Here is a 16,776-nt window from a genome sequence, read left to right on the forward strand (position 1 = left end):
GGGCGCCGACCATTACGAACAGCAATACCGTGACCGGGTCATCAAGCAGCTGCATCGGCGTGCCGCACAATTTGGCTATGCACTCCAACCACAGGAGGCACCGGCGTAGAGGTGAGTTTCTTAGGAAGCCGCGGTGTACTTTGCCAAGAAATTTGAACAAGGTACATCTCCATTGTTGAATTACAGGACCAATTTCCGGTGCGGCGGTTGTGCAAAGTGCTTGGTGTGCATCCCAGTAGTTTCTGTGCTTGGCGTTTGCACCCTGAAAGTAAGCATGCTAAGGAAGACAAGCGCTTGCTGGTTTCGATCAAGGAGTCAAGGTTGGAAGGTGGCAGCGTCTATGGTCACCGCAAGGTCAGCGATGGTTTGCGCTAGCTGGGTGAACATTGCGGTATCAATCGCCTTTACCGTCTGATGCGTTCGGCCGGGATCCAATCGCAACTGGATACGCCAAGCGAAAGTAAAAACGCGGCGGTGCGCCTTCGCTGGTGGCGCCGAATCATATGCAGCGCCAAGTCGACGTGCACGAACCCAATCGAATTTGGGTAACGGATATTATTTACATCCGCATGCATGAAGCCTGGCTCTATCTGGCCGTCGTACTCGACCTGTTCTCGCGCCAGGTGGTCAACTGGTCTATTAGTTTGCGCATTGATCGCGAGCTGGCCGTGAATGCGCTTTTGATGGTCGTCTGGCGTCGACAGCCCAAGACTACGGTGATTGTGCACTCCGACCAGGATAGGCAATTCAGCAGTCACGACTGGAGCGATTCCTGAATGCGCACATACGCTTACCTCCACGTTGCTGATGCAGTCGCAGAAGTATCCGAGCGCAGCAGTAAATCGATAATGCTGGCGAGCAATCTAGTTTAGTCGCTCTTTTAGGTGTGTAGTCGCCTTAATAGATGGAATTGACAGCCGCCACCGACCAGCGCGACGCCGGAACTGGTGTGGTGCGGACTGCGGAATGGCCGCCGGCGCCAGCGCTCGATGGCGAAGCCGCCCGCCAGCGACTGCAGCGCCGCCGTCTCCAGCGCCTCGTCCTCGCTCATGGGCGGCAGCAGGCCGGGAAAGCGCGCCGCCAGCATGCTTTTTCCCGCGCCCGGCGGACCGGCCAGCAGGATCGAGTGCAGGCCGGCCGCCGCCACTTCGAGCGCGCGCTTGACCTGCTTCTGGCCCTTGACGTCGGCAAAGTCGGGATAGACGGGCGCCTGTTCCAGCAGGGCGGGGCGGTAGCGTGCCAGGCGGCCGTCGTCGGACTTGGCGGCGAAGTGCGCGCACACCTCCAGCAGCGTGGCGGCCGGGTAGATAGCGGCGTCCTGCACCAGCGCGGCCTCGTCGGCGTTCGCGGCCGGCAGGATGAAGCGGCGCGGCGGCACGTCGCCATCCTGCCGGCGCAGCATCGCGAAGCTCATGGCCAGCGCGCCGCGCACGGGGCGCAACTGGCCCGACAGCGACAGCTCGCCGGCGAATTCGTAGGCGTCCATTTCCGCGTACGGCACCTGTTCGGACGCGGCCAGGATGCCCAGCGCGATGGGCAGGTCGAAGCGGCCCGATTCCTTGGGCAGTTCGGCCGGCGCCAGGTTGATGGTGATGCGCCGGTTGGGCACCTCGAAGCCGGAATTCTGCAGCGCGGCGCGCACCCGGTCCTTCGATTCGCGCACCTCGGCGTCGGGCAGGCCGACGATGTTCATCGCTGGCAGGCCGTTGGCCAGGTGGACTTCGACGCTGACGGCGGGCGCATCCATGCCGGACAGGGCGCGGCTGTGGAGGACGGCGAGGCTCATGGCTTCCTTGGGCGGTGACGATGACCTGCCACATCTTAAGGAGCGTCCGCGGCCCCGGCTTGCGGGCGGACAGTCAGAACACCGAATAGCGCGCGGCAACGGTCCCGATCGTCAGTACGGCCTCGAGGAAGACGAGGACCAGGATGCCGGCGCCGGCGACGTCCTTGCTCCAGAGCGCCTTGCGTCCCAGCGTCCACGCCAGCAGGCTCGCGCCCAGCGCCAGCAGGGGCAGGAAGTAGCGTCCCTGCACGCCTTCGACGGTGGGAAAGCCGATCGGCGTCCAGTACAGGTACAGCGCGGTCATCACCAGCAGCACGCAGCCGCCCAGCACGACGGCGCCGTGCGCCAGCAGCAGGACGACCCGCTTCGACAGGGCGTGCGCCTCGCTGCCCAGCGCCAGCAGCACGGCGGGGATGGGCAGCAGGTAGGCCGGCAGGGGCAGCGGGACGGTCAGCCATCCCAGCACGCCCACGAACTCGCGGTAGTAGAACGCGCGCCAGTACAGCGAATGCAGCACGGCGACGAGGTAGTGCACGGGATGTTGGATGACGTAGGCGAGCTGCGCGGCCATGCCGGTACCCGCCTTGACGGTGACGACGGCCGCCGCCGAATAGCGCATCCAGAGCACCGTCGCCAGCAGCGTCGCGCACAGGATCGCGGCGTGCCGCAGGACGGCCCTGGTGCGCGCTTGGGTGAACAGGACCTGGGCGAAGCCGAGCAGCAGCAGCGGGACGTAGGTCGGCTTGAGCAGGCAGAACGCCAGCGCGCAGGCCAGCGCCAGTGCGCTGTCGGCCGCCGACCAGCGGTCGGCGACGATGCGGTTCAGCACCAGCGCGGTAAACAGGAAGGCCGAGGAAATCACGATGGCGTCGGTCGACACCGACGCGTACAGGAACACCGCCATCGGCAGCAGGGCCGCGAAGGCGGCCAGTTCGCGCCCGACGGGCAGCAGGCGCAGTCCCCAGGCGATCAGGGCCAGCGCGGCCAGGCCGTTGGCCAGGCGCGCCATGTACAGCAGCGCGAGCGGCCCGGCGCCCAGCAGCCGGCCGACGCCGATCGCGCCGGCCTGCGGCAGGTAGGCCAGCGGCGCATAGTAGGCGGCGCCGGAAAAGACGGTGTATTCGCGCCGCTCCGGTTCGAGCGGCATGCGCAGCTGCGCGAACGTCGCGCCCAGCGGCCGCGGCCCCACCGGCCGCACGTCGGCGTGGATCGCCGTCGTGCCGAGGAAGTGCTCGACGAGGCGCGACAGGGACGAGGGCAGGCTGCCGCCCGAGGTGCCGTGCGCGACGTCGCCGAGCATCTTGCCTTCGCTGATCTGGTAGGCGCGGAAAAAGTGCTGGGCCTCGTCGGGCGCCTGGAACGGCGGGGTGATGAAGATCAGCGAGAGGACGGTCAACAGGCCCAGGCATAGCCACGATGGCAGGAAGGGGACGGCCATCCGGCGCGCTGGAGAAGTCGTCATTGGCTGCGGCTCGCAAAGTCGGGTTGAAGACGGTCGCGTTCGCCAGAACTGCGCCGATTTGCCAAGATTCTATGACAAAACGGCAATAAATAGAAATAATATCAAGCAACCGGGCGTTACCGGAGGGCATCGCCAGACGGTCGGCCTCGCGCTCCCGGGCGCCTCTCTGGTAAGGTGGCGCATCCCGTCATGGCGGACATGGTCCGCCCCTCGTCCATGCACCGATTGATCGCCGCCTGTATCGCCATCGCCGTCCTGTTCTGCATCCTGTGCGGACCGGCGTGGTACGTCGCTCTGCGCCTGTGGCGGCGCGGCGACCTCGGGGCCTTCCGGCCCCTGCGCGCCGTGTGGGTGGCGCAGGTGGTGCTGGCGTGCGGCCTGCTGTTCGCCTTCGACACGGCCGGCTTGCCGGATCCGGCGGCCTGGATCGCCGCAACGGTGGCGGGCGTCAGCCTCGGTGGCGCCGCGCTGTTCGGCGCCTGGCGCCTGGTGCGGCGACCGGCCTGACGCCTCCCGCGGCGCCGGCCGCCGGCCGCCGGCCGTTGCTCCAGGGTTTCAGGCCTTGGTGTCGGCCGCCAGCTTCGCTTCCAGTTCCGCCACGCGCGCTTCCAGCGCGTCCAGCTTGGCGCGCGTCTTGGCCAGCACCTGCGCCTGGATGTCGAATTCCTCGCGCGTCACCAGGTCCAGCTTCGAGAAGCCCTGGGTCATCATGGCCTTGACGTTGCGTTCGATGTCCTTGGCCGGGGAGTTCTCGATTGCCTGGTTGAGCTTGCCTTGCAAGTCGTTGAAGAAGCTATTCATTTGACGGATTCCTAAATGCGACGTGGGATGCACCAATATGGTGCGTTGGCGCCTGAAATGGTGCGCGCACCGCGGCCGCGCACGTATCGGGACGTCGTTTGTTTTTTTGAAACCAAAAAGTGGAGGTCGAATGCCTGAAAAACAAGGGTTATTCGATGTTCCACGAGCTGGCACGCATCCTGCTAAACAACCTGCAAACATAAGAATCCCAACAAACCGCCGCGCACGATGCGGCGATTTGACGAGCTTCCGACGACAGGATCGCGAACACGGATTGTAAACCGCATCATCAGCACACGTTCAAAACATAACAGGGAGTCTCGTATGAAGCGATTCAGCAGCAAATGGACCCACGTGGCACTACTGGCGGCAACCGTGTGGACGACCGGCCAGGCCGGCGCGCAGGAACAGCAACCCGAGCATGCGGTCAGCTACAACGTCGCCGTGACCAGCGATTACCGCTACCGCGGCCTGTCGCAGTCGCGCCTCGACCCGGCCATCTCGGGCGGCGCCGACTACACCCATAACCCGACCGGCTTCTACGTCGGCACCTGGCTGAGCTCGATCAAGTGGACCAAGGACCTGGGCGGCGACGGCAACCTCGAATGGGACGTCTACGGCGGCAAGCGCGGCAACATCACCGACAGCATCACCTACGACGTCGGCGGCCTGTACTACTGGTATCCGGACAACGGCCTGAGCCCGAATGCGAACACCTTCGAACTGTACGGCCAGCTCGGCTTCGGCCCGGCCTACGTCAAGTACTCGCACTCCACCACGAACCTGTTCGGCACGCCGGACAGCAAGCAGAGCGGCTACCTCGACGTGGGCGCGAACGTCGACGTCGGCGAAGGCTTCGTGCTGAACCTGCACGCCGGCCACCAGCGCATCCGCAACAACAGCGCGCTCTCGTATTCCGACTACAAGATCGGCGTGACCAAGGACTTCGGCGTCGCCTCCGTCGCCCTGGCCTGGATCAAAGCCGACATCGTGTCGCTGAGTCCCGACGGCAAAAACCTCGGCAAGTCGGCGGCCTTGCTTACCGTGTCAAAAACTTTCTGAAGAGGCAATCGCATGAAAATGATCACCGCCATCATCAAACCCTTCAAACTCGATGAGGTCCGCGAGGCCTTATCGGAGATCAACGTGCAGGGCATCACGGTGACCGAAGTGAAGGGTTTCGGCCGCCAGAAGGGCCACACCGAGTTGTACCGCGGTGCGGAGTACGTGGTCGACTTCCTGCCGAAAACCAAGATCGAGGCAGCGGTCGACGACGCCATCGTCGACCAGGTGATCGACACCATCCAAAGCGCGGCACGCACCGGCAAGATCGGTGACGGCAAAATTTTCGTCTCCAGCCTGGAGCAGGTAATCCGTATCCGTACCGGCGAAACCGGCAACGATGCGCTGTAAGGGGAAACCATGATCCATACCATCAATAAACTGATCGCAGGCGTATCGTGCGCCGTGGCCCTGACCGTGGCCTCCAGTATCGCGACCCCGGCCATGGCGCAGGAAGCATCCAAGGCGGCGCCGGCCGCCGCCACGGCCGCCGCCGCCGCGCCGGCTGCGGCGCCGGCCGCCGCAGCGCCCGCCGCCGCAGCGCCCGCCGCCGCAGCAGCAGCCCCGGCCGCCCCGGCCGCCGCCCCCACCGCACAGAAGGGCGATACCGCCTGGATGTTCGTCGCCACCCTGCTGGTGATCATGATGACCATCCCGGGCCTGGCCCTGTTCTACGGCGGCCTGGTGCGCGCCAAGAACATGCTGTCGGTGCTGATGCAGGTGTTCATGATCTTCGCGGTCATCATCGTGCTGTGGTGCCTGTACGGCTATTCGCTGGCCTTCACCGAGAACAATGCCTTCATCGGCGGCTTCGACCGCGCCTTCCTGAAGGGCATCTGGGATCCGGCCAAGGCGACGTTCGCCACCGCCGCCACCTTCAGCAAGGGTGTGGTCATCCCCGAATTCATCTTCGTGGCCTTCCAGGGCACCTTCGCCGCCATTACCTGCGGCCTGATCGTCGGCGCCTTCGCCGAGCGCGCCCGCTTCTCGGCCGTGCTGCTGTTCATGGTCCTGTGGTTCACCTTCGGCTACCTGCCGGTCGCCCACATGGTCTGGTTCTGGACCGGCCCTGACGCCATCACCGCCGCTTCGCTGGCCACCGAAACCGCCAAGGGCGGCTGGCTGTGGCAGAAGGGCGCGCTGGACACCGCCGGCGGCACCGTCGTGCACATCAACGCCGCCGTCGCCGGCCTGGTGGGCGCCATCCTGATCGGCAAGCGCGTCGGCTACGGCCGCGAGTCGATGGCTCCGCACTCGCTGACCATGACCATGATCGGCGCCTCGCTGCTGTGGGTGGGCTGGTTCGGCTTCAACGCCGGCTCGGCGCTGGAAGCGGGCGACATCGCCGCACTGGCCTTCCTGAACACCCTGCTGGCCACCGCCGCCGCCACCGTGTCGTGGGTCTTCGGCGAGTGGATCACCAAGGGCAAGCCGTCGATGCTGGGCGGCGCCTCGGGCGCAGTGGCCGGCCTGGTCGCCATCACCCCGGCCTGCGGCTTCGTCGGCCCGATGGGCGCACTGATCATCGGCCTGGTGGCCGGCATCGTCTGCCTGTGGGGCGTGAACGGCCTGAAGCGCATGATCGGCGCCGACGACTCGCTGGACGTGTTCGGCGTGCACGGCGTGGGCGGCATCCTGGGTGCGCTGCTGACCGGCGTGTTCGCCGCGCCGCAACTGGGCGGCCAGGGCATCTTCGACTACACCACCAACGCCATGTCGGCCGATCCGTACTCGATCGCCGGCCAGGTGCTGATCCAGGCCGAGGCCGTGGGCACCACCATCGTCTGGTCGGCCGTGGTCTCCTTCATCGCCTACAAGATCGTCGACGTGGTCATCGGCCTGCGCGTGGCCGAAGACCAGGAACGCGAAGGCCTGGACGTCACCAGCCACGGCGAATCGGCCTACCACTCCTAATCTCCTGCGTCGTTCCGACGTTCGAAGCGCCCTGCGGGGCGCTTTTTTTATTGCCTGCCGGGCCATGGCCTTTAAAATGCGCTCTGCCGCCCCCACGTGAGCCACCCACACCGCCAAAAATAAGAGAGCGCCCGCGCTCTGATGCCTGAAGGACGTCCCAGTATGGTTCCACATCTCGCCACAGCCCTGTCCGGTCCCCTGCTGGACCTGGAAAAGAAGATCCTCGAAGCCACGCCCGCCATCGAGCGCTGGTTCCGCCTCGAGTGGCAGGAACATACGCCGCCGTTCTACTGTTCGGTGGACCTGCGCAACGCCGGCTACAAGCTGGCGCCGGTCGACACCAACCTGTTCCCGGGCGGCTTCAACAACCTGTCCACCGAGATGCTGCCGCTGACCGTGCAGGCGGCGATGGCGGCGATCGACAAGTACTGCCCGGACGCGCGCAACCTCCTGCTGATCCCGGAAAGCCATACGCGCAACCCGCACTACCTGCAGAACGTCCAGCGCCTGATGCAGATCTTCCGCCAGACCGGCCTGCACGTGCGACTGGGCTCGCTGTCGCCCGAGGTGACGGAACCGACGCCGTTGGCGTTGCCTGATGGAAACATGCTGGTGGTGGAGCCGCTGGTGCGCTCGCCCAATGGCCGCCGCGTCGGCCTGGCCGACTTCGACCCGTGCACGATCCTGCTGAACAACGACCTGTCCGCCGGCATCCCGTCGATCCTGGAAAACATCCACGAGCAGTCGCTGCTGCCGCCGCTGCACGCCGGCTGGGCGCTGCGCCGCAAGAGCAACCACTTCAAGGCCTTCGACGAAGTGGCCAAGAAGTTCGGCAAGCTGATCGACATCGACCCCTGGCTGGTCAACCCCCTGCACACCAAGTGCGCCGAAGTGAACTTCGCCGAGGATACGGGCCTGGAAAGCCTGGCCGACAGCGTGTCCGCGCTGTTGTCGAAGATCAAGAAGAAGTACAAGGAATACGGGATGAAGGACCAGAAGCCCTTCGTCATCGTCAAGCCCGACGCCGGCACCTACGGCATGGGCATCATGACCGTCAAGGATGCCAGCGAGGTCAAGGACCTGAGCCGCAAGCAGCGCGACCGGATGTCGGTCATCAAGGATGGCGTGACCATCACCGACATGATGATCCAGGAAGGCGTGCCGACCTTCGAGTCGATCAACGACGCGGTGGCGGAGCCGGTCGTGTACATGATCGACCGCTACGTGGTGGGCGGCTTCTACCGCGTGCACGCCGAGCGCGGCGTCGACCAGAACCTGAACGCGCCGGGCTCGCAGTACGTGCCGCTGGCATTCGCCCAGCAGCACGCGGTGCCGGACCTGAAGGCCAAGCCGGGCACGGCGGCGCCGAACCGCTTCTATGTGTACGGCGTGGTGGCCAGGCTGGCGCTGCTGGCGGCGTCACTGGAGCTGGAGCGCACGGATCCGGATCCGGAAATTTATTGATCCGGCGCGCGGGCCGATGTTGCGCGGGGATCTGTTGCTTCGCCTGGCATCGGCTTCGTGTATCGGCTTCGTGTGCGGTTTCGACGGCCTGGATGGCGCGTATCGCCGCGTGGACGGGGGACCCGTCCACCCTACACCCCGAACCGGCTTTCCGGTTCCGGCTTGCGCGCCATGTAGATGAAGTGCGAACGCAGCAGCGGCACCAGCGCCGCCAGCGCTTCCGGCAGCAGCCAGGGGAGGCCCGCCAGCGCCCGGCCCAGCGGCGGCGCGAGCACGAGGCTGCGGTACTGGCGCCGCTCGGCCGGCCAGAAGCGCAGCAGCTCGACGTCGCTGACCTTGCGCACCTGCGGGTTGCGCGGGTTGCCGTAGCGGAAATCGAAGATCATCGTCCAGCCGCCGGGACGCAGCACGCGCCACATCCCGGCGGCCAGCGCGCGCCGCAGGTCGTCGTCGAGGATCGAGGAAAACACGGTGTTGGCGCTGACCAGGTCCATGCTGTCGTCGTCGAAGGCGTCCAGGCCGCCCAGGTGCCAGCGCACGCCGTGCGCGGTGCGGGTGCGCGCGTGGTCGAGGCGGTCGGGCTGCAGCTCGGTGCCGGCCAGGTGGGCGGGCGTGGCGCCCCAGTCGATCAGCTGGCGCAGGAAGCCGCCGTTGCCGCAGCCGACGTCGAGCGCGCGCACGGACGACAGGTCGCGCCCGACGGTGGCCGCCAGCAGCTCGGCCAGCGTGCGCGTGCGCGCCGCCGCCTGGTGCACGATCTCGGGCCGGTGCCAGGCGTAGCGGGCGAGGGCGGCGCCGCCATGCCACTGGCGGTAGACCTGCTTGATGCGATCCTGCTCGGCCTGCTCGTTCATGGCGGCTCCTCCTCGCTCGCATCTTCCCAAGCGCGCCGCGTGGCCGCTTGAGGGGACGCAAATGCGGTCCGAATAGATGACTTTTTGCCAAGGGGCATCTGCCGGCCGGCGCTGGCCGGCTTTTCGCGGCCATCCGCGTTTCCGGCTAAAATCCAGGTATTGCCCCGACTGGAACCATCATGAAAATCGCTTTTCTCGCCGATCCGCTGTCCGGCTTCAAGATCTACAAGGACTCGACCTTCGCGATGATGCGCGAGGCCGCCCGCCGCGGCCACCGCATCTATGCGTTCGAACAGCGCCACCTGGTGCTCGACCGGGGCGTCGTGACCGCCGAGGCGACCGAGATCACGCTGACCGGCGACCCGGACGACTGGTACGTCGAAGGCGAGACCGCCACGGTGCGCCTGTCCGAGTTCGATGCCGTCATCCAGCGCAAGGATCCGCCGTTCGACATGGAGTACGTGTACGGGACGTACCTGCTGGAACAGGCCGAGCGCCAGGGCGCGCGCGTGATCAACAAGCCGCAGGCGATCCGCGACCACAACGAGAAGCTGGCGATCGCCCAGTTCAGCGACTTCACCTCGCCGACGCTGGTGTCGTCCTCGCCCACGCAGCTGCGCGCCTTCCATGCCGAGCACGACGACGTGATCTTCAAGCCGCTCGACGGCATGGGCGGCGCCGGCATCTTCCGCGTCAAGGACGACGGCCTGAACCTGGGCTCGATCATCGAGACCCTGACCGACAACGGCGCGCGCACGATCATGGCCCAGAAGTACATCCCGGCCATCGTCAAGGGCGACAAGCGCGTGCTGGTCATCGACGGCAAGCCGGTGCCGTTCGTGCTGGCGCGCATCCCGCAGGGCGGCGAAGTGCGCGGCAACCTGGCCGCCGGCGGCCTCGGCGTGGCCCAGCCGATCTCGGCGCGCGAGCGCGAGATCGCGGAAAGCGTCGGGCCGGTACTGGCCGCACGCGGCCTGTTGCTGGTAGGATTGGATGTGATCGGCGATTTCCTGACCGAGGTGAATGTCACCAGCCCCACCTGCTTCCAGGAGATCGCCGACCAGACTGGGTTCGACGTGGCGGCGATGTTCATCGATGCCGTCGAGCGCCAGGTAACGGGACAATGACATGGTAGGCATCCTGCTGATGACCCACGCACCGCTGGGCCAGGCATTCATCGCGGCGGTCGCGCACGTGTTCCGCGGCCCGACCGAACGCTTCGAGGCGATCGACGTCACGGCGGACCAGGACACGAACGAGATCAACGCGCTCGCCAAGGGCGCGATCCAGCGCCTGGACGACGGCGACGGCGTGCTCGTCATCACCGACGTCAAGGGCGGCACGCCGTCCAACTGCTGCAACTGCCTGGCCAGTCCGGGCCACGTGGAAGTCATCGCCGGCATCAGCCTGCCGATGCTGCTGCGGGCCATCACCTACCGCCAGGACACCCTCGACGTCGTCGTCGAGATGGCGCTGGCGGGGGCGCAGAACGGCGCGGTACGGGTCGACAACAGGATCCGGGTCGGCTCCTAGCCACCCATCGAACCACAACAACGAGCGGGCAGACCATTCGCAACCTATGATTCAGCAAGAACTCGAGATTATCAACAAGCTGGGCCTGCACGCCCGCGCCTCCGCCAAATTCACCCAGCTGGCCGCGAAATTCCAGAGCGACGTCTGGCTCGCCCGCAACGGGCGCCGCATCAACGCCAAGTCGATCATGGGCGTCATGATGCTGGCCGCCGGCAAGGGCGCCAGGGTCACGCTGGAAGCCGACGGTCCCGACGAACAGCAGTGCATCGAGGCCCTTGCCGCCCTGATCAACGACAAGTTCGGCGAAGGCGAATAATGCCCGAGTTTAGGGCCGGCCGTTTCCACCCTGGAGCCCCGATGGCAGCGTTCACATTGCACGGCATTCCCGTCTCGCGCGGGATCTCGATCGGACGCGCGCACCTGCTCACGCCGGCCGCGCTCGACGTCAAGCACTACCTGGTGCCGGAAGAGCAGGTCGAGGCCGAGGTGGCGCGCCTGCAGCACGCGTTCGCCGAGGTGCACCGCGAACTGCAGGAACTGTGGACCGAATTGCCGAAGGATGCCCCGACCGAGCTGGGCGCCTTCATCGACGTCCACGTGCTGATCCTGTCCGACCCGATGATCTCCGAGGCGCCGCTGGACATCATCCGCTCGCGCCACTACAACGCCGAATGGGCGCTGGTCACCCAGATCGACGAGCTGTCGGCGCAGTTCGACGAGATCGAGGATCCCTACCTGCGCGAGCGCAAGCAGGACATCCAGCAGGTCGCCGAGCGCGTGCTGAAGGTGCTGATGGGCACCGAGCTGCATGCGCCGCCGCCGGCGCCGCCGGGCGAGGACCACTTCCAGCCGCAGATGATCGTGGTCGCCCACGACATCTCGCCGGCCGACATGCTGGCCTTCCGCGACCGCTCCTTCGTCGGCTTCGTCACCGACGTCGGCGGCCAGAACTCGCACACGGCGATCGTCGCGCGCAGCCTGGACATCCCGGCCGCCGTCGGCATGAGCCAGGCCTCGCGCCTGATCGAGCAGGACGACTGGGTGATCGTGGACGGCGACGCCGGCGTCGTCATCGCCAACCCGAGCGCGCTGGTGCTGGAGCAGTACCGCGCCAAGCAGACCGCGCTGATGAAGGCGCGCAAGCGCCTGCTCAAGCTGAAGAAGACGCCGGCCGTGACGAAGGACGGCACCGCGATCGCGCTGCTGGCCAACATCGAGCTGCCGGACGACTGCGGTCCGGCGCTGGAGGCGGGCGCCGCCGGCGTGGGCCTGTTCCGTTCCGAATTCCTGTTCATGGGCCGCGGCGCCCAGGGCCTGCGCGTGCCGGACGAGGACGAGCAGTTCGAGCAGTACCGCAAGGCCGTGCTGGCGATGAAGGGCCGGCCCGTCACCATCCGCACGCTCGACGTCGGCGCCGACAAGCCGCTCGACCAGGCCGAGCACACGGCGCTGAACCCGGCGCTGGGCCTGCGCGCGATCCGCTACTGCCTGGCCGAGCCGCAGATGTTCCTGGCCCAGCTGCGCGCGATCCTGCGCGCATCAAGCTTCGGCAAGGTGCGCATCCTGATCCCGATGCTGGCGCACGCGTTCGAGATCGACCAGACCTTGACCATGATCGCGCAGGCCAAGCAGCAGCTGCGCGAACAGCACGTCAAGTTCGACGAGGCGATCGAGGTCGGCGCCATGATCGAGATCCCGGCCGCGGCGCTGGCGCTGCCGATGTTCGTCAAGCGCCTGGATTTCCTGTCGATCGGCACCAACGACCTGATCCAGTACACGCTGGCCATCGACCGCGTCGACTACGAGGTGGCGCACCTGTACAATCCGCTGCACCCGGCCGTGCTGCAACTGATCGCGATGACCATCGACGCCGGCCGCAAGGCGGGCATCGACGTCGCCGTGTGCGGCGAGATGGCGGGCGACGTCAAGCTCACGCGCCTGCTGCTGGGCATGGGCCTGCGCGAATTCTCGATGCATCCGGCCCAGCTGCTGGCGGTCAAGCAGGAAATCCTGGCCAGCGACCTGGAAACGCTGGTGCCGCGCACCAGGCGCATCCTGCGCGCGATGGAGCCGGCGGCGATCGCCGACGCCGTCGAGCAGCTGCAAACCCTGTAAATCATTTTGCCGTACGCGCCGCGCGGGCCATGGCCTGCGCGGCGCCACCATAACAACGAGTCTCATGGGATCCCTTGGAATAGTCTCCCCCCAGGCGATGCATTTCGCCGAGCCGCTGCGCCTGCAGAGCGGCGCCGCCATCGGCGACTACACGCTGATGTACGAAACCTACGGCACGCTGAACGCCGACCGCTCGAACGCCGTGCTGGTCTGCCACGCGCTGAACGCCTCGCACCACGTGGCCGGCCACTACGCCGAGCCGAAGAGCGCCGGCTGGTGGGACAACATGGTCGGGCCGGGCAAGCCGCTCGACACCGACCGTTTCTTCGTCATCGGCATCAACAACCTGGGGTCCTGCTTCGGCTCGACCGGGCCGATGCACGTCAATCCCGCCACCGGCAAGCCCTACGGCGCCGCCTTCCCCGTGGTGACGGTGGAAGACTGGGTCGCCGCGCAGGCGCGCCTGGCCGACCGCCTCGGCATCGACCGGTTTGCCGCCGTGATGGGCGGCTCGCTGGGCGGCATGCAGGCGCTGGCCTGGAGCATCATGTTCCCGGAGCGCCTGCGCCACTGCATCGTGATCGCCTCCACGCCCAAGCTGTCGGCCCAGAACATCGCCTTCAACGACGTCGCGCGCCAGGCCATCCTGACCGACCCGGACTACCGCGGCGGCGACTTCTACGAGCACGGCGTGGTGCCGAAGAACGGCCTGAAGGTGGCGCGCATGGTCGGCCACATCACCTACCTGTCGAACGACGACATGGCGGAGAAGTTCGGCCGTAAACTCCGCAATGCGGCCGAGACCAACGACTACAAGTTCGACTTCGGCATCGACTTCGAGATCGAATCCTACCTGCGCTACCAGGGCGACAAATTCTCGGAATACTTCGACGCCAATACCTACCTCCTGATCACCAAGGCGCTGGACTACTTCGACCCGGCGCGCGAGCACGGCGGCAGCCTGGCCAAGGCGCTGGAAAACACCCGCGCCAACTACCTGATCGCCTCGTTCACCACCGACTGGCGTTTCGCGCCGGAGCGCAGCCGCGAGATCGTGGAGGCGCTGCTGGTCAACCGCCGCAAGGTCACCTACGCCGAGATCGACGCGCCGCACGGCCACGACGCCTTCCTGCTGGAAGACGCGCGCTACATGAACATCGTGCGCGCCTACTACGAACGGATCTGGGAAGAATGCAAGGAGGCGCCATGAAATTCGAAGATTTGAACACGCTGCGCCCCGACCTGGCGTTCATCGCCGACTGGGTCGAGCAGGGCTCGCACGTGCTGGACGTGGGCTGCGGCGACGGCGCCATGCTGCGCTACCTGGAAACCGGCAAGGGCTGCACCGGCTACGGCGTCGAGATCGCCGACGACAAGGTCCTGGAAAGCACCCAGCGCGGCATCGACGTGATCCAGCACGACATGGAGCAGGGCCTGGACCTGTTCGCCGACGACGCCTTCGACATGGTGCTGTGCCTGTCCTCGCTGCAGATGATGCAGCACGTCGAGGCGCGCCTGCGCGACATCGTCCGCGTGGGAAAGGAAGCCATCGTGTCCTTCCCCAACTTCGCCTACTGGCCGCACCGCGCCGCGCTGCTCAAGGGCCGCATGCCGGTCTCGCGCACGCTGCCGTACCAGTGGTTCGACACGCCCAACGTGCGCTATGCCACGATCCACGACTTCAAGGACCTGGCCGAGAAATGCGGCCTCGAAGTCCTGGAGTACGTGGCGCTGGCCGAGGGCAGGCTGGTTTCCTTCCTGCCCAACCTGCGCGGCAGCCTGGCGGTGTTCAGGCTGCGCAAGAAGGACCTGGTCGTCGGCTGATCTATCGTGTGCTGTACGTACGTGCTTTCTGCGAGCATGGCGTCATCAAGAACTCTGCAGGGAAAACGATCATGAACACCTCATCCATCGTGCGGCGCACCGCTGTCGCGCTGGCGCTGTGCGGCGCCGTCCAGGGCGTGCCCGCGCAGGACAAGCGCGTGGGCCAGGACCAGGTGGTGCAGGACGGCATCGTCCTCAAGCCCATCGAGCGCGATTCGATCAAGGCGCGCTGGCGCGACTTCACGGCGCCGGAAAAGGCCATCAACGAACAGTCGGCCCAGCAGTACCTGGCCCTGCTGTCGCAGGCGCGCGAAAAGGGCGTGCTGGTGCCGGAATCCGACCCGCAGGTCAAGCGCCTGCGCGCCATCGCCCAGCGCATCATCCCGAACACGGCGCGCTGGAACGCCAGCGCGCAGGGCTGGAAGTGGCAGGTCAATCTGCTCAAGTCCAACGAGGTGAACGCGTTCTGCATGCCGGGCGGACGCATCGCCTTCTATACCGGCATCATCGACAAGCTGAACCTGACCGACGACGAGATCGCCGCCGTCATGGGCCACGAGATCGCGCACGCGCTGCGCGAGCATGGCCGCGAGCGCCAGAGCAAGGCCACCACCACCGGCCTCGTCACGCAGCTCGGCGGCGCGCTGTTCTCGGCCTGGTCCGGCTACGACGTCCGCGGCCTGGCGAATACGGCCGGCCAGCTCTACGTGCTGAAGTTCTCGCGCGACGAGGAACGCGAGGCCGACCTGGTCGGCCTGGACATCGCCGCGCGCTCCGGCTACGACCCGCGCGCCGGCATCGCGCTGTGGAACAAGATGGCGGCGCTGGACGGCCGCGGCGCGCCGCCCGAGCTGCTGTCCACGCACCCGGGCGGGGCCAACCGCATCGAACAGATCCAGGACCACATGAACGTACTGCTGCCGCTGTACGCGCGCACCAAGGGCACCTCGGTCGACCGCCTGCCGGCCTACCGCGGCAACGTCGCGTCGAGGTAGGGAACGGATGGCGCGTTTCGTCCGCAAGGGCCACCAGGCCGCCGCCAATGCCGTCGTCCCGCTGCCGCTGCGCGACGGCGTGGCGCCCAGCTACCTGTGGATCACCGAGGACCGCGCCGGCGGCATGCTGGCCTTCCTCGAGGAGCGCTTCGGCGCGGTCGGCGGGCCGTCCTGGGCGGAGCGCCTGGCGCGTGGCGACGTCGTCGACGCCAGGGGAGACCGGCTGCACGCCGCCAGCCACGTGCGCCAGGGCATGCGCATCTGGTACTACCGCGAACTGGATGCCGAGACGCCGATCCCGTTCGAGGAACGGGTATTGTTCCGCGACGCGCACCTGCTGGTGGTCGACAAGCCGCACTTCCTGCCGATGATCCCGACCGGCAGGTTCCTGCACGAGACGCTGCTGGTGCGCCTCAAGCGCAAGCTGGACCTGCCGCACCTGACCCCGATCCACCGCCTCGACCGCGAGACGGCCGGCGTGGTGATCTTCTCGCACAACCCGGAGACGCGCGGGACCTACCAGTCGATGTTCCAGAAACGCAGCATCCGCAAGGTCTACGAGGCGCTGGCGCCGGCGCTGGAAGGCCGCGAATTCCCCTTCACCTACCGCAGCCGCATGGTGGACGGCGACAAGTTCTTCGTCATGAAGGAAGAGGAGGGCGCGCCGAATTCCGAGACGTTCGTCGAACTGCTCGAGCGCCGCGGCAAGCTGGCGCGCTACCGCCTGCACCCGCACACGGGACGCAAGCACCAGTTGCGCCTGCACCTGGCCTCGCTGGGCGCGCCGATCCTGAACGACGCCTTCTATCCGGTCGCGCTGCCGTGCAAGGGCGACGACTTCTCGGCGCCGCTGCAGTTGCTGGCGCGCGCGATCGCCTTCGAGGATCCGCTCACCGGAGAGACGCGCAGCTTCGCCAGCGCGCGCACGCTGGACTGGCCGGTCGCGGCCGGTCCGGCCGAGTGACG

General features: G+C 66.7%; 17 protein-coding genes and 1 pseudogene. 14 read left to right on the forward strand and 4 right to left on the reverse strand.

Translation table 11 applies throughout. The features are described from left to right. Positions 1 to 503 precede the first annotated feature (503 nt). Positions 504 to 776 carry a DDE-type integrase/transposase/recombinase gene (locus QZ749_RS06210; protein ID WP_296944576.1) on the forward strand — a complete coding sequence of 91 codons (273 nt, stop codon included), beginning with the start codon at positions 504 to 506 and terminating at the stop codon, positions 774 to 776. A 140-nt stretch (positions 777 to 916) separates the two neighbouring features. On the opposite strand, the pseudogene QZ749_RS06215 reads toward QZ749_RS06210, so the two are convergent. Continuing rightward, a pseudogene (locus tag QZ749_RS06215) lies at positions 917 to 1,786 on the reverse strand (YifB family Mg chelatase-like AAA ATPase); the annotation flags it as partial. Between the two features lie 73 nt (positions 1,787 to 1,859). Next, positions 1,860 to 3,248: a DUF2142 domain-containing protein gene (locus QZ749_RS06220; RefSeq protein WP_296944579.1), complete on the reverse strand. Its 1,389-nt coding sequence runs from the start codon at positions 3,246 to 3,248 to the stop codon at positions 1,860 to 1,862. A 216-nt stretch (positions 3,249 to 3,464) separates the two neighbouring features. Between QZ749_RS06220 and QZ749_RS06225 the strand changes: the two genes are divergently transcribed. Then, positions 3,465 to 3,755, forward strand: a complete 291-nt coding sequence (locus QZ749_RS06225; RefSeq protein ID WP_296944581.1) for a hypothetical protein — start codon at positions 3,465 to 3,467, stop codon at positions 3,753 to 3,755. 48 nt (positions 3,756 to 3,803) lie between these two features. On the opposite strand, the gene QZ749_RS06230 is transcribed toward QZ749_RS06225, so the two are convergent. Next, positions 3,804 to 4,049: an accessory factor UbiK family protein gene (locus tag QZ749_RS06230; protein WP_296944583.1), complete on the reverse strand. Its 246-nt coding sequence runs from the start codon at positions 4,047 to 4,049 to the stop codon at positions 3,804 to 3,806. Between the two features lie 324 nt (positions 4,050 to 4,373). Here QZ749_RS06230 and QZ749_RS06235 point away from each other — a divergent pair, with 324 nt between their 5' ends. From QZ749_RS06235 to gshA, 4 genes are all read left to right on the forward strand, one after another. Then, positions 4,374 to 5,111, forward strand: coding sequence for a TorF family putative porin (locus QZ749_RS06235; protein WP_296944585.1), 738 nt, complete (start codon positions 4,374 to 4,376; stop codon positions 5,109 to 5,111). A 12-nt stretch (positions 5,112 to 5,123) separates the two neighbouring features. Next, on the forward strand, positions 5,124 to 5,462 hold the full coding sequence (locus QZ749_RS06240; RefSeq protein ID WP_047827009.1) for a P-II family nitrogen regulator: 339 nt from the start codon (positions 5,124 to 5,126) through the stop codon (positions 5,460 to 5,462). A 9-nt stretch (positions 5,463 to 5,471) separates the two neighbouring features. After that, positions 5,472 to 7,025, forward strand: coding sequence for an ammonium transporter (locus tag QZ749_RS06245; RefSeq protein ID WP_296944591.1), 1,554 nt, complete (start codon positions 5,472 to 5,474; stop codon positions 7,023 to 7,025). A 162-nt stretch (positions 7,026 to 7,187) separates the two neighbouring features. After that, positions 7,188 to 8,489: a glutamate--cysteine ligase gene (gene gshA, locus QZ749_RS06250; protein ID WP_296944594.1), complete on the forward strand. Its 1,302-nt coding sequence runs from the start codon at positions 7,188 to 7,190 to the stop codon at positions 8,487 to 8,489. A 131-nt stretch (positions 8,490 to 8,620) separates the two neighbouring features. Here gshA and QZ749_RS06255 read toward each other — a convergent pair whose 3' ends face one another. Continuing rightward, positions 8,621 to 9,343: a class I SAM-dependent methyltransferase gene (locus QZ749_RS06255; RefSeq protein ID WP_296944596.1), complete on the reverse strand. Its 723-nt coding sequence runs from the start codon at positions 9,341 to 9,343 to the stop codon at positions 8,621 to 8,623. A 179-nt stretch (positions 9,344 to 9,522) separates the two neighbouring features. On the opposite strand from QZ749_RS06255, the gene gshB reads away from it, so the two are divergent. The 8 genes from gshB (at position 9,523) to QZ749_RS06295 (ending at position 16,774) form a co-directional block, all read left to right on the forward strand. Continuing rightward, complete coding sequence (gshB, locus tag QZ749_RS06260) at positions 9,523 to 10,470, forward strand: glutathione synthase (RefSeq protein WP_296944599.1); 948 nt, start codon at positions 9,523 to 9,525, stop codon at positions 10,468 to 10,470. Position 10,471: 1 nt separating this feature from the next. After that, the gene (locus QZ749_RS06265; RefSeq protein ID WP_296944602.1) at positions 10,472 to 10,876 is read left to right on the forward strand and encodes a PTS sugar transporter subunit IIA; all 405 of its coding nucleotides are present in this window, start codon (positions 10,472 to 10,474) and stop codon (positions 10,874 to 10,876) included. 46 nt (positions 10,877 to 10,922) lie between these two features. Beyond that, positions 10,923 to 11,192: an HPr family phosphocarrier protein gene (locus tag QZ749_RS06270; protein WP_296944603.1), complete on the forward strand. Its 270-nt coding sequence runs from the start codon at positions 10,923 to 10,925 to the stop codon at positions 11,190 to 11,192. Positions 11,193 to 11,233: 41 nt separating this feature from the next. After that, complete coding sequence (gene ptsP / locus QZ749_RS06275) at positions 11,234 to 12,991, forward strand: phosphoenolpyruvate--protein phosphotransferase (protein WP_296944606.1); 1,758 nt, start codon at positions 11,234 to 11,236, stop codon at positions 12,989 to 12,991. A gap of 97 nt (positions 12,992 to 13,088) precedes the next feature. Next, complete coding sequence (locus tag QZ749_RS06280; RefSeq protein WP_373896790.1) at positions 13,089 to 14,201, forward strand: homoserine O-acetyltransferase; 1,113 nt, start codon at positions 13,089 to 13,091, stop codon at positions 14,199 to 14,201. Next, positions 14,198 to 14,815, forward strand: a complete 618-nt coding sequence (gene metW, locus QZ749_RS06285) for a methionine biosynthesis protein MetW (RefSeq protein ID WP_296944612.1) — start codon at positions 14,198 to 14,200, stop codon at positions 14,813 to 14,815. The genes QZ749_RS06280 and metW overlap by 4 nt, the downstream gene beginning before the upstream one ends. A gap of 71 nt (positions 14,816 to 14,886) precedes the next feature. Further along, positions 14,887 to 15,810, forward strand: a complete 924-nt coding sequence (locus QZ749_RS06290; RefSeq protein WP_296944614.1) for a M48 family metallopeptidase — start codon at positions 14,887 to 14,889, stop codon at positions 15,808 to 15,810. 7 nt (positions 15,811 to 15,817) lie between these two features. Next, the gene (locus QZ749_RS06295) at positions 15,818 to 16,774 is read left to right on the forward strand and encodes a pseudouridine synthase (RefSeq protein WP_296944616.1); all 957 of its coding nucleotides are present in this window, start codon (positions 15,818 to 15,820) and stop codon (positions 16,772 to 16,774) included. Positions 16,775 to 16,776 lie beyond the last annotated feature (2 nt).

Origin of the sequence: uncultured Massilia sp. (genome assembly GCF_913773735.1) — a bacterium.
Lineage (GTDB): Bacteria > Pseudomonadota > Gammaproteobacteria > Burkholderiales > Burkholderiaceae_D > Telluria.